7 protein-coding genes and 1 pseudogene are annotated in these 12,753 nt (G+C 70.9%); 5 read left to right on the forward strand and 3 right to left on the reverse strand.

Going from position 1 to position 12,753, the window contains the following annotated elements; all coding sequences use genetic code 11:
• Nucleotides 1-554, forward strand: a pseudogene (locus tag ACLL81_RS06600) (hypothetical protein); the annotation flags it as partial.
• A 2-nt stretch (nt 555-556) separates the two neighbouring features.
• Here ACLL81_RS06600 and ACLL81_RS06605 read toward each other — a convergent pair.
• Nucleotides 557-1,429, reverse strand: a complete 873-nt coding sequence (locus ACLL81_RS06605) for a Ku protein (protein ID WP_411287554.1) — start codon at nt 1,427-1,429, stop codon at nt 557-559.
• A 71-nt stretch (nt 1,430-1,500) separates the two neighbouring features.
• The gene (locus ACLL81_RS06610) at nt 1,501-3,000 is read right to left on the reverse strand and encodes a carboxylesterase/lipase family protein (protein WP_411287555.1); all 1,500 of its coding nucleotides are present in this window, start codon (nt 2,998-3,000) and stop codon (nt 1,501-1,503) included.
• 175 nt (nt 3,001-3,175) lie between these two features.
• Here ACLL81_RS06610 and ACLL81_RS06615 point away from each other — a divergent pair, with 175 nt between their 5' ends.
• The 4 genes from ACLL81_RS06615 (at nt 3,176) to ACLL81_RS06630 (ending at nt 10,838) form a co-directional block, all read left to right on the forward strand.
• Nucleotides 3,176-5,332 (forward strand): TonB-dependent receptor domain-containing protein, encoded by a 2,157-nt coding sequence (locus tag ACLL81_RS06615; RefSeq protein WP_411287556.1) that lies wholly within the window; start codon nt 3,176-3,178, stop codon nt 5,330-5,332.
• 85 nt (nt 5,333-5,417) lie between these two features.
• Nucleotides 5,418-6,206, forward strand: a complete 789-nt coding sequence (locus tag ACLL81_RS06620; RefSeq protein ID WP_411287557.1) for an ImuA family protein — start codon at nt 5,418-5,420, stop codon at nt 6,204-6,206.
• Nucleotides 6,124-7,653, forward strand: a complete 1,530-nt coding sequence (locus ACLL81_RS06625) for a DNA polymerase Y family protein (protein WP_411287558.1) — start codon at nt 6,124-6,126, stop codon at nt 7,651-7,653. Before ACLL81_RS06620 ends, ACLL81_RS06625 begins: the two co-directional genes overlap by 83 nt.
• A complete protein-coding gene (locus ACLL81_RS06630) occupies nt 7,650-10,838 on the forward strand; it encodes an error-prone DNA polymerase (RefSeq protein WP_411287559.1) in 3,189 nt (1,062 codons plus the stop codon). The genes ACLL81_RS06625 and ACLL81_RS06630 overlap by 4 nt, the downstream gene beginning before the upstream one ends.
• A 79-nt stretch (nt 10,839-10,917) precedes the next feature.
• Here ACLL81_RS06630 and serA read toward each other — a convergent pair whose 3' ends face one another.
• A complete protein-coding gene (gene serA / locus ACLL81_RS06635; protein WP_411287560.1) occupies nt 10,918-12,504 on the reverse strand; it encodes a phosphoglycerate dehydrogenase in 1,587 nt (528 codons plus the stop codon).
• Nucleotides 12,505-12,753: the final 249 nt, after the last annotated feature.

Consider the following 12,753-nt stretch of genomic DNA (forward strand, 5'->3'; position numbering starts at 1 on the left):
TCGCCGCCGGGCTGGCGGGGCGCCGGTTCAGCCTCAGGCTGCCATTCGGCTGCGCAGGTCCCGACGACAGCGCCCTGGCCTACGCCTACGACCCGGCCAAGCAGACTCTGAAGCTCACGGCGCGGCCGCAGATGTGGGGCGAGCGGGACTGGGCGCGCAGCCTGGTCGGATCGGAGACAACCGAGGCCATTGAAGGGTTCTGGATCCGCCGGCCGTGGCTGCGGACCGAGGCATGTCCCGCGGGTGAGCCGGCGGGAGCCGACGCGGCGTCTCCGGAGACCGTGGGGCTGGCCGGAGTGTTCGAGGCCGGCGGGTCGCGCCTGTTGCGGCGCGGCGCCCGGCCCTATGAGGTCACCCGCAAGGTCGATCCGGACACCCAGCCCGGCGCGGGCGGCTTCCGCCTGGTGGTTGAAGGCCGCGTGGCCGACGGCCGGCCCGTGCGGTGCGCGGCCGAGAACGCCAACCTCCGCCCCACCTGCCTGGTGAGGGTGGAGCTCGACCGGGTGGCCTTCGAGGATCCGGCCGGCGACGTCCTGGGCGACTGGCGCAGCTAGGCTCAGGCGCGCTGCTTGGCCGGCGCCCGCTTGGCCGGCTTGGCCGCGGGCGGCTTGGCCCTGGCGGCGGCGGTCTTGCCGGGGGGCTTGCGGCGCTCTCCGGCGCCCTGGCCGAGGCTGCGCCTGAGCGCTTCCATGAGGTCGACCACTTCGGCCTCCTTGGGCGCCTGCGGCGCGGTGACCGAGTGGCCCTTCTCCTTCTCCTTGATCAGGGCGCGCAATGCGTCCTCATAGCGGTCGGAGAACTGGCTGGGGTCGAAGGGTCCTTCCTGCTGCTCGATGATCTTGGCGGCGATCTCGACCATCTGCGGGGCGGGCTTCACGTTGGGGATGTCGCCGAAGTACTCGGCGGGGTCGCGGACCTCGCGCTTGTTGCGGAGGGTATAGGCGAGGATGCCCTGCTTGCCGGCCTCCAGCGCCATCAGCCGCTCGCGCTGGTGCATGACCAGGCGGCCCAGGGCCACCTTGCCAGCCTTGCGCATGGCCTCGCGGATCACCGTGAAAGCCTCCACCGCCATGTCGCCGTCGGGCGCCAGGAAGTAGGGGTCGTTCCAGTAGAGCCGGTCGATGTCTTCCTCGTCGACGAAGCGCTCGATATCCAGGGAGCGGGTGGTCTCCAGCTTGACGTTCTTGATCTCCTCGTCGGTGACCACGACGTAGCGGCCCTTCTCGATCTCATAGCCCTTGACGATGTCGGCGCGGTCCACGGGTCCGTTCTCCGGGTCGGTGGGGATCATGCGGATACGGTTGTGGGTCTGCTTGTGGAGCATGTTGAAGTGCACCTCGCCGGTGCGCGAGGTGGCGGTGTAGAGCGCCACGGGGCAGCTCACCAGGCTGAGGCGCAGATAGCCTTGCCAGGTCGGACGGGTGGCCATGGCCGCAACTCCTTGAAGGGAATCACGAAACGCAGGCGGAGCGAGTCGGTTCGGCTGGCCGGTGATTCAGCCTACTTGCCCAGCGCCAGGGTCGGCAGGGCGACCATCTGCTGGGCGTCGAGGCGGGTCTTGCGAAAGGCGGTGCGCACGCCGCTGTCGGCCCCGAACTCCATCAGGGTGTCGCGGGCCGGGTCATAGGCCGGCCAGGCCTGCGACCCGCACTTCGGCGCGCCGGATTTCGCGAAGCTGACCCAGCAGGCGTGCATCAGGGTGGCGACCGCGCGGTCTTCCGGGCTGACCACGCTCATGGGCGTGCGGCGGCCCCAGTACTCGAAGACATAGGGGATTTCCGCGGCGTGGGCGGCGCGGGTGACCGCCGGGCGCATGCGGGTGGCCACATAGGAGAAGTGGTAGAGCCAGGCGGGCTTGCCGGGGGCGGCCTGGGCGGCAACCCAGCGGGCGGGCGCCACCATGATGCGGTCGGTGAACACGGCCCGGGCCAGGGTCTCGTCGCCGGCGGCGGCCTCGGTGGTGTAGATCAGCCGGGCCGCGGCGGGGACGGCGGCCAGGGCGGCCGGCGCCAGGGGCCCCGGACCCATCAGCGAATCCTCGCCGGAGTTGGCGCCGATCATCAGCGGCACGTCGGCGAAGCTGCGGCGGGACAGCGCCTGGGAGGCGGTCTCGGTCATCAGCCTGCCGTCGACGAAGGGGCCGTAGTTGCCGTTGATGGTGTTGACCTGGGCGAACGGCAGGGCGCGGAGCTGGGCGGCGGTGGCCGTGGCCGGGGCGCCGAGCTTGGCCAGGGCGGCGACGCCTTCGGCCTCCTTGCGCTCCAGGGTGGCCGGCGCGAACCAGCCGCCGCCCGACTGGACGATGGCCTTGCGGTAGAGGCCCTTGGCGGCCGGTGTGGCCAGGAGCGCCAGAATGCTCATGCCCCCGGCGCTCTCGCCGAAGACGGTGACGTTGGCGGGATCGCCGCCGAAGGCCACGATGTTGCGCTGCACCCACTGGAGCGCGGCGATCTGGTCCATCAGGCCGAAGTTGCCGGTGGGCTGGGTTCGCGCCGCGGCGGTGAGCGCCGGATGGGCGAAATAGCCCAGCGGGCCCAGGCGGTAGTTGATCGAGACCACCACCACGCCGTCGCGGGCGAAGTTCGTGCCGTCGTAGATCCAGCCGGCGCCGGTGCGGTGCGCGCCGCCGTGGATCCAGACCATCACCGGGGCGGCACGGGCCGCCTTGGGCGTGTAGATGTTGAGCTGCAGGCAGTCTTCCGCGACCGGACCGTTGGCGCCGCCGGAGTTGGGCGTGCCGTCGGCGGTCATCGGCTGCGGGCAGGAGGGGCCAGCCTGGGTGGCGTCGCGGGGCCCGGTCCAGGCCGGGGCCCTGGCCGGGGGCGCCCAGCGCAGGGCGCCCACCGGGGCGGCGGCGAAGGGGATGTTCTGGAAGACCCGGGCGTGGTCGTTGGCGACGCCGGCCACCACGCCGGCCTCGGTCTTCACCGACAGGCCCTGGGCCTGGGCCCCCGTGGCCAACATCAAGGCCGCAGCCAGCACACCTGCCATCCGGATCATCGGGCGTCTCTCCGTCATTTGTCGCCGCGATTAGGGTCTGTTTTCCGGGCGCCCGCAACCGCGGCGCGGGGCCACGCCACAAAGTCGCCGCCAAACTCTAGGTTGTTGCGAGCCGCTGATCGATTCGGGGGATGTGGTGCGTCACTGTCTATTCTGGCTTTCGCTGGCGACGCTCGTGGCGCAGGCCCCGGCCGCGCTCGCCCAGCAGCCCCCGGCGACGCCCCGGCCAGCGCCGGCCCGACCGGCCGCCCCCGCCACGGTGGAGGGCGTCACCGTCACCGGCCAGTCGCAAGGCTTCCGCAGCTCCATCGACCGGCGCAGCTATGGGGTGGCCACCGACCTGCAGGCGACCTCGGGCTCGATCGGCGATGCGTTGCGCAACATCCCGTCGGTGGAGGTGGACGTGCAGGGCAACGTCAGCCTGCGCGGCGACGCCAATGTGACGATCATGATCGACGGCAAGCCGTCCGGCATGTTCCGCGGCGAGGGCCGCGCCCAGGCGCTGCAGGCGCTGCCGGCCGACCAGATCGAGCGGGTGGAGGTGATCACCAACCCCTCCGCCGCCTTCAAGCCCGACGGCGCCGCAGGCATCATCAACCTGGTCACCAAGACGGTCCGCAAGCCCGGCCGCTCTGGATCCATGCGGGCCTCCATTGGCTCTGCCGGGCGCCACAACGCCGGGATCAGCGGGGCCTACAACTCGCGCAAACTCACCCTTTCCGGCGACGCGGGGTTTCGCCACGACTCCCAGAAGCAGGGCGGCCGAGACCAGCGCGAGCGCCTCGATCCGGTCACCGGCCAGTTCGTGGAGAGCATCCAGACCTTCGCCAACGCCTCCGCGGTGGACAGCCGCAACGCCCGGGTCACCTTGGATTACGATCCCGACCTTAAGACCCGACTGGGCGTGGAGCTGCGCCACAACGGGGTGGATTTCGCACCCCTGACCTTCGAGACGTTCCAGGTCGGGGGCGTATCGCCGCGCGGCTACGACCGGCTGGGCCGGGTGCGCATCGGGCGCGACAACACCGAGGCGTCGGCCAACTATCGGCGCAAGTTCGCCGGCGACGACCATCAGCTGGTGGTCGACCTGAGCCGCGAGAAGACCGAGGAGAACCGCAGCCGCCGGACCACCACCCTCAACCGCCGGCCGGCCGGCCCGGAGGCTTTCGAGGACCTGGGCGGGCGCAACATCCTTTGGCGCAGCGAGTTCAAGGCCGACTACAGCCGCCCGATGCCCGGCGAGGCCAAGCTCAAGGCCGGCTACGAGCTGGACGTCGACGACAACGACTATGACAGCTTCGGCGCGCGCGGCGTCTCCTCCGGCGGGCCGCTGACGCCCGACCTGACGCTGGCCAACCGGTTCCTGTTCGCCCAGACCATCCACACGGTGTTCGGGACCTATGAGCGGCCGTTCGGCGACTTCACCGTGCTGGCTGGCCTGAGGATCGAGGACGTCCGGATCGACATCGACCAGGTCACCACAGCGCTGAAGGCGGAGAACAACTACGCCCGGGTCCACCCGAGCCTGCACCTGGCCTACAAGCTGAGCGACGCCCGGCAGGTGAGCGCGAGCTACAGCCACCGCCTGCAGCGACCCCGGCCGGAGGACTACAACCCGTTCCGGTTCTATCAGGACCCGCAGAACTTCCGGTCAGGCAACCCGGCGCTGAAACCGCAGGAGACCCACTCCTTCGAGGGCGGCTACCAATACCGCAAGGACGGGACCTTCTATCTGGCCACGCTCTACTACCGGCAGAGCCAGGACCAGGTGACCGACGTGGTCCGCGACATCGGCGCAGGGGTCTTCCTGACCACCCGGGAGAACCTGGGCGAGAGCCGCAGCGGCGGCGTGGAGCTGGTGGCCAACGGGCGGTTGAGCAAGCAGCTCACCTACAATGTCAGCGGCAACGCCTTCTGGAACGAGATCGACGCCAGCCGGCTGGGCTTCGCGGAGCCGCGCTCGGCCGTCTCGCTGTCCGGCCGCGCCAACCTCAACTGGCAGGTGACGCCCAAGGACTTCGTGCAGGTCAACGCCAACCTGCACGGCAAGCGCCTGACGCCGCAGGGCTACAACGAACCGTTCGGGATGCTGAACCTGGGCTACCGGCGCAAGATCAGCGACGCCCTGTCGCTGACGGTGAGCGTGCAGGACGCCCTGGACACCTTCCGCGACAGCCAGGTGATCGACACGCCGGTGCTGCGGCAGAACGTGCGGCGGGAGATCGATTTCCGGGCGGTGTTCGTGGGCCTGACCTACAGCTTCGGCGGCGGGCCCCGGCCGCGCGAACCCGGCTTCGAATTCAGCGCCGGCGGCGCCCCGGGCGGCCAGTAGACCCGTCGGTCGACCCGACTCTGGCCGCTTGACTCCCCGGTTCCTATTGTGAGAACAAAACTGGAACAAACGGAGTCCTAAGGTCATGTCCGATTTTCGCGCAGGGCGCATCGCCGCCGTGCGGGCGAAGATCGCCGCCCTCGAGGCGGGCGGGCGGGAGGAGTCTGAATCGCTGCCGTTCGGGGACGCGGCCATCGACGGGCGGCTGCCTGGCGGGGGCCTGCCGCTGGGCCGCTGGCACGAGGTGACCGGGGCGGGGCTGGAGGTGGAGACCTCCGCCGCGCCGGCCGCCTTCGCCGCCCTGATGGCCGCCCCCCTGGCCCGCCGGGGCGAGGCGGTGTGGGTGCTGCGCCGCGACGACCTGTTCGCGCCCGGCCTGGCCGGCCTGGGGTTTCCCCCCGAGCGGCTGATCCAGGTCTGCGCCCGCGACGAGGCCGAGACCCTGGCGGTGATGGAAGACGCCCTGGCCACCGTCGGCGTCTGCGCGGTGTTCGGGGAGGTGGAGGGCGTCGATCTGACCGCGGGGCGGCGGCTGCAGCTGGCCTGCGAGAAGCTGGGCTCCACGGGGTTTGTGCTGAAGCGCCGGCCGTTCGGCGGCGCGGCCCGGCGCGAGGCGGGGGGCTCGGCGGCGGCCACCCGCTGGCGGGTGACCCCGGCGCCTTCGGAGCCCCTGGCGGGGGAGTTCGGCCTGGGCGCGCCGCGCTGGCGGGTCGAGCTGGAACGCTGCCGGGGCGGGCGGACCGGCGCCTGGCTGGTCGAGGCCGAGCGGGCCTATTCCTGGGAGAGTACGGATGTCGCGCATCCTCTGCGCCTGGTCGCCGACCTGGGCGATCGACAACTGGCGCCGGCGCAACCCCTCAGACGCGCCGGTTGAACCCTTCGCCCTGATCGAGACGGTGAAGGGCGCGCGCAGGCTGGCGGCGGTCAGTATCGCGGCGGCGAAGCTGGGCCTCTATCCGGGACAGAAGGCCACCGACGCCATGGCCCTGGCGCCGGAGCTTGTCACCGCCGAGGCGGAGCCGCAGGCCGACGCGCTCGCTCTGATGGCGCTGGTCGACTGGTGCGTGCGCTTTTCCCCCGCCGTGGCGGCGGACGCGCCGGACGGGCTGTTTCTGGATGTCAGCGGCGTGGCCCACCTGTGGGGCGGCGAGGCGGAGCTGATGACCGACTTCCGGAGCCGGCTGGCGGCCGCGGGGCTGGGCTTTCGGCTGGCGCTGGCCGATACGCCCGGCGCGGCCTGGGCGCTGGGCCGGTTCGGAGCGGATGGCGTCATCGCCCCGCCCGGCGGCCAGGCCGACCTCCTGGGACCCCTGCCGCCCCAGGCGCTGCGGCTGGAGCCGCAGGCCGCCGCCCAGATCGAGCGGCTGGGCCTGCGCCGGCTGGACCAGCTTATGGCCCTGCCCCGCGCGCCCCTGGGCCGCCGGTTCGGCGCCGCCGTCCTGACCCGGTTGGACCAGGCCCTGGACCGCAGCCGCGAGGCGCTGGCCTTCCGTCGGCCGCCGACGCCGTGGGTGGCGAGGCTGGCCTTCGCCGAGCCGATCAGCGCGCCGGAGGACATGGCCCGGGTGGCCTTCGACGTCACCGCCAGGCTCTGCGCCCGGCTGGAGACCGAGGGCAAGGGCGCCCGGCGCTTCGAGATCGCTTTCCACCGGGTGGACGGCAAGGCCCTGCCGCTCAGCATCGGCCTGTCGCTGCCCGGCCGGGAGGCGGGGCGGATCGCCAAGCTGTTCGCGCCAAAGCTGGAAACCATCGACCCGGGCTTCGGGATCGAGACGGTGACGCTGGCCGCCTATGAGGTGGAGGCGGTGTCCGGCCGGCAGGTGCGGCTGGACGCCCGCGCCCAGGCCGCCGTGGAGGATGGCCTGGCGCCCCTGGTGGACCGGCTGGCCAACCGGCTGGGGCCTGAGCGGGTGTGGCGCGCCCAGCCGGTGGAAAGCCATGTGCCGGAGCTTTCCGTCGGCCGCGGCCAGGCCCTGGGCGCGCCTGAGTCCAGAGCGCAGGGTTGGGACCCCGAGGCGCCCCGGCCGCTGCGCCTGTTCCGCCGGCCCGAGCCTGTGGAGCAGGTGGTGGCGCTGACCCCAGACGACCCGCCCCGGCAGTTCCGCTGGCGCGGCCAGGTCCACCGGGTGCGCCGCGCCGAGGGGCCGGAACGGATCGGCGAGGAGTGGTGGAAGGGCGCCATCGAGGCGGTCTCGGTGGGCCATCTGCGCGACTACTACCGGCTGGAGGACGAGGACGGCGGCCGCTTCTGGCTGTTCCGCGCCGGCCTCCATGAACCGGGCGAGCCGGCCAAGTGGTGGATGCACGGGCTGTTTGGATGACCCGCTACGCCGAGCTGCAGGCCACCAGCAATTTCTCGTTCCTGCGCGGGGCCTCGCATCCGGGGGAACTGGTGCTGGGGGCGCAGGCGCTGGGAATCGAGGCGGTGGGGGTCTGCGACCGCAACAGCCTGGCGGGGGTGGTGCGGGCATGGAGCGAAGGCAACAAGCTGCGCGCGGGCGGGGCCCAGGTCCGCGCCCTGACCGGCTGCCGGCTGGACTTCGCCGACGGCGCGCCGAGCCTGCTGGTCTATCCCTCCGACCGGGAGGCCTATGGGAGGCTGACCCGGCTGCTCACCGTGGGTCAGCGGCGGGCGAAGAAGGGCGAGTGCGAGCTTCACTGGAGCGACTTCCTCGACCACGCCGAGAGCCAGCTAACCCTGGTGGTCCCGCCCGGTCGGCTGGACGCCACCTTCGAGGCCCGGCTGGGGCGGATCGCGGGCGAACTGCGCGGCTCCGTCTGGCTGGCGGCGGCGCGGCGCTATGGCTCCCGCGACCTGAAGCGGCTGTCGCGGCTGGCCGAGCTGGCGCAGGGGTCGGGCGCGCCCATGGTCGCCACCAACGACGTACTCTACCACGGGCCCGAGCGGCGGGCCCTGCAGGACGTGGTCAGCTGCATCCGCGAGACCTGCACGATCCACGAGGCGGGGCTGCGGCTGCAGGCCAACGCCGAGCGGCACCTGAAGTCGCCGGCCGAGATGGCCCGGCTGTTCGCCAGGTTTCCCGGCGCCGTGGCGCGCAGCGCGGAGATCGCCGGGCGCATCGGCTTCGACCTCTCCCAGCTTCGCTACGAGTATCCCGACGAGCCGGTGCCCCCCGGCAAGACCGCCATCCAGCACCTGCGCGACCTGGCCTGGGCGGGGGCCGAGTGGCGGTTCTCCGGCGGGCTGCGGGATAAGGAGCGCCGGACCATCGCCCACGAGCTCGACCTGATCGAGAAGCTGGGCTTCGCCAACTATTTCCTCACCGTCCACGACATCGTCCGCTGGGCCCGCGACCAGAACATCCTGTGCCAGGGGCGCGGCTCGGCGGCCAATTCCTGCGTCTGCTTCTGCCTGGGCATCACCGCGGTGGACCCCACCAAGGCGGACCAGGACCTGCTGTTCTCCCGCTTCATCTCCGAGAAGCGCGGCGAGCCGCCGGACATCGACGTGGACTTCGAGCACGACCGGCGCGAGGAGGTGATGCAGTACATATATCGCCGCTATGGGCGCGACCGGGCGGCCATCGTCGCCACCGTGATCCACTATCGCCCGCGCATGGCCATCCGCCAGGTGGGCAAGGCGCTGGGCCTCACTGAGGACATCACCGCGGCGCTGGCCGGCACGGTGTGGGGCAGCTACGGCGACGGGGTCCCGGACGCCCACATCCGCCAGACCGGCCTGGACCCCGACGCGCCCGAAATCCGCCGCGCCACGGCCCTGGCCCAGGAGCTGCTGGGCTTCCCGCGCCATCTGTCGCAGCACGTGGGCGGCTATGTGCTGACCCAGCGGCGGCTGGACGAGACCGTGCCCATCGGCAACGCGGCCATGGCCGAGCGCACCTTCATCGAGTGGGACAAGGACGACATCGACGCGCTGGGCCTGATGAAGGTCGACGTGCTGGCCCTGGGGATGCTGACGGCGTTGAGGAAGAGCCTCGACCTGCTGGGGCTGGCCGACATCGCCGACATCCCGCAGGAGGAGCCGGGCGTCTACGACATGCTCTGCCGCGCCGACAGCGTGGGGGTCTTCCAGGTGGAGAGCCGGGCACAGATGTCGATGCTGCCCAGGCTGAAGCCGCGCCGGTTCTACGACCTGGTCATCGAGGTGGCGATCGTGCGGCCGGGGCCGATCCAGGGGGACATGGTGCACCCCTATCTGCGGCGGCGGGAGGGCAAGGAGACCGTGACCTATCCCCGGCCGGCGCCCGAGCATCCGCAGGACGAGCTGGAAGCGATCCTGAGGAAGACCCTGGGGGTGCCGCTGTTCCAGGAACAGGCCATGCGGATCGCCATCGACGCGGCCAAGTTCTCCGACAACGACGCCGATGGCCTCCGGCGCTCCATGGCCACCTTCCGCCACTACGGCACGGTCGGAGAATACGGGGTGAAGTTCGTCGAGGGGATGGTGGCCAGGGGCTATGACGCGCAGTTCGCCCAGCGCTGCTTCCAGCAGATCGAGGGGTTCGGCTCCTATGGCTTCCCGGAAAGCCACGCGATCAGCTTCGCCCTCCTGGTCTACGCCTCGGCCTGGGTGAAGTGGAAGCACCCCGAGGTGTTCTGCGTCAGCCTCCTGAACAGCCAGCCCATGGGCTTTTACCAGCCGGCCCAACTGGTCCGCGACGCCCGCGAGCACGGGGTGGAGGTGCGCGGGCCCGACGTGACCGCCAGCGACTGGGCCTGCACCCTGGAAGAAAAGGACGACCCGCGCACGCCGCACCGGCCGGTGCGCCTGGGGCTGCGCCAGATCAAGGGGTTCCGGGAGGCGGACGCCGGCGCCCTGATGCAGGCCCGGGCGGCGGGCGCCGTCAGCCTGGAGGACTTCGCCCTGCATGCCGGCCTGTCGCGGCGCGCCCTGGAGCTGCTGGCCGAGGCCGACGCCTTTTTCGGGACAGGGCTCGACCGGCGCCAGGCGCTGTGGGCGGTGAAGGGTCTGGCCACCGACATCAAGGCCGCCCACGAGGCGCCGCTGCTCACCCGCCAGACCCTGAAGGAGACCCAGGTGCGGCTGCCGTTCATGAGCGCCCCGCAGGAAGTGGCCGAGGATTACCGCACCACCAGCCTGTCCCTGAAGGCCCATCCGGTGGGCTTCTTCCGCGAGGACCTGGCGCGCATGGGCGTGCTGCCCGCCCAGGCGCTGAACACCCAGCGCGACCGCAGGCGGCTCTCGGTGGCCGGCCTGGTGCTGGTGCGCCAGCGGCCCGGCACCGCCAAGGGCGTGGTGTTTCTGACCCTGGAGGACGAGACCGGAGTGGCCAATATCGTGGTCTGGAAGGACGCCTTCGACGCCAACCGCCGGCTGGTGATGAGCTCATCCTTCCTGGTGGTGCACGGCCAGCTGCAGCGCGAGGGCGAGGTCACCCACCTGGTGGCCAGGAGCTTCACCGACCTGTCACCCAGGCTGGGCGAAATGCGCGAGGACGCGGGCGTCATCACCGCGCATTCCAGGGTCAGCGGCCGGCTGATCCGCAGCCGGGATTTCCACTGAACGCGGACGCGGTCAGAACAGGGGCAGTTCCGGGACGGTGACGAGATGCTGATCTTCGGCGCCCTCAGCGGCGGGTAGCTCAGAACCTCAGGGTGCGGGCTTCCTTCACATGGGGCAGGGCCTGGATCTTGGCCAGCAGCGCCTCGGAGGGCTCCTGGTCGACTCCCACCAGGGCGATGGCGTCGTCGCCGGCCGAGACGCGGCCCAGGTTGAAGGTGGCGATGTTGACCCCGGCGTCGGCCAGCAGGCCGCCCAGGTTGCCGATGAAGCCCGGCTTATCCAGGTTGTTGACGTAGAGCATGGTCGGCCCGAACGGGGCGTCCAGGTCCATGCCCTTGACCTCCACGACCCTGGGCGTGCCGGCCAGCACGGAGCCGGCGAAGGAGCGCTTGCCCTTCTCGGTGATCACGGTGATGCGCACCAGGCTCTCGTAGATCGGGCTGTCGTCCTGGCGGCTCTCGGAGACAGTGATGCCGCGCTCCTTGGCCACCGCCGGGGCGGAGACCATGTTGATCTCCGCCAGCATGGGTCGCATGACCCCGGCCAGGGCCGCGGCGGTGAGCGGGCGCGCGTTCAGGCCCGCCACCTCGCCCTCATAGGCGATGTCGATGGCCTTGATGCCGAAGTCGACCATCTGGCCGGCGAAGGCGCCAAGCTTTTCGGCGAGCGCGATGAACGGCTTCAGGCGCGGCGCCTCCTCCGCCGTGACCGAGGGGCTGTTCAGGGCATTGGTGACGGCGCCGGTGAGCAGGTAGTCGCTCATCTGCTCGGCCACCTGCAGGGCGACGTTCTCCTGCGCCTCGGAGGTGGAGGCGCCCAGGTGCGGGGTGGCGATGAAATTCTCCGCGCCGAACAGCACATTGGCCCTGGCCGGCTCCTCGACGAAGACGTCGAAAGCGGCGCCGCCGATGTGGCCTGAGTCCAGCAGCTTGCGCAGGGCCGCTTCGTCCACCAGGCCGCCCCGGGCGCAGTTGACGATCATCACGCCCTTGCGGGTCCGGGCGAGGTTCTCCGCCGACAGGATGTTGCGGGTCTTGTCGGTAAGCGGGGTATGCAGGGTGATCAGGTCGGCGCGGGCCAGGAGGTCCTCAATCTCCACTTTTTCCACGCCCATCTCCACGGCGCGCTCGGGCGAGAGGAAGGGGTCGTAGGCCACCACCTTCATCTTCAGGCCCAGCGCCCGGTCGGCGACGATGGAGCCGATGTTGCCGGCGCCGATCAGGCCGAGGGTCTTGCCGAACAGCTCGACCCCCATGAAGCGGTTCTTCTCCCACTTGCCGGCCTGGGTTGAGGCGTCGGCGGCGGGGAGCTGGCGGGCCAGCGCGAACATCATGGCGATGGCGTGCTCGGCGGTGGTGATGGAGTTCCCGAACGGGGTGTTCATCACCACGATGCCGGCCGCGGTGGCGGCCGGGATGTCGACGTTGTCGACGCCGATGCCGGCGCGGCCGACCACTTTCAGGCGCGTCGCGGCCTGCAGCACTTTCTCGGTGACCTTGGTGGCGGAGCGGATCGCGAGGCCATCATAATTGCCGATGATCTCGGCGAGCTTGTCCTTGTCCTTGCCGAGATTGGGCTGGAAATCGACATCGATGCCGCGATCCTTGAAAATCTGCACGGCAGCAGGAGAAAGCGCGTCGGAAATGAGAACCTTGGGTTTGGACATTTTGTGTTCCTTTACCCTCCCCGCGAGGGAAAGGTCGGCGCGAAGCGCTCGGATGAAGCTGCGGGTGATTTCTGCTCCCTCTCCCCGTTCTTACGGGGAGAGGGTTAGGGTGAGGGGCATCTATCAACCGGTGCGAAGCCGAGAGAGCCCCTCACCCGCCGCGAAGACGCGGCGACCTCTCCCCGTAAGAACGGGGCGAGGTAAGAAAGAAATCAGGCCGCCTTCGGCAACGCCGCCTTGGTCTCGGCA

This window comes from Phenylobacterium sp. (genome assembly GCF_046590535.1).
GTDB lineage: Bacteria > Pseudomonadota > Alphaproteobacteria > Caulobacterales > Caulobacteraceae > Phenylobacterium.

What these genes read in the sequence shown, in the direction of transcription:
- ACLL81_RS06605 (WP_411287554.1), bottom strand. Translation starts at nt 1,429, where the DNA reads ATGGCCACCCGTCCGACCTGGCAAGGCTATCTGCGCCTCAGCCTGGTG.
- ACLL81_RS06620 (WP_411287557.1), top strand. Translation starts at nt 5,418, where the DNA reads ATGTCCGATTTTCGCGCAGGGCGCATCGCCGCCGTGCGGGCGAAGATC.
- serA (WP_411287560.1), bottom strand. Translation starts at nt 12,504, where the DNA reads ATGTCCAAACCCAAGGTTCTCATTTCCGACGCGCTTTCTCCTGCTGCC.
- ACLL81_RS06630 (WP_411287559.1), top strand. Translation starts at nt 7,650, where the DNA reads ATGACCCGCTACGCCGAGCTGCAGGCCACCAGCAATTTCTCGTTCCTG.
- ACLL81_RS06610 (WP_411287555.1), bottom strand. Translation starts at nt 3,000, where the DNA reads ATGATCCGGATGGCAGGTGTGCTGGCTGCGGCCTTGATGTTGGCCACG.
- ACLL81_RS06625 (WP_411287558.1), top strand. Translation starts at nt 6,124, where the DNA reads ATGTCGCGCATCCTCTGCGCCTGGTCGCCGACCTGGGCGATCGACAAC.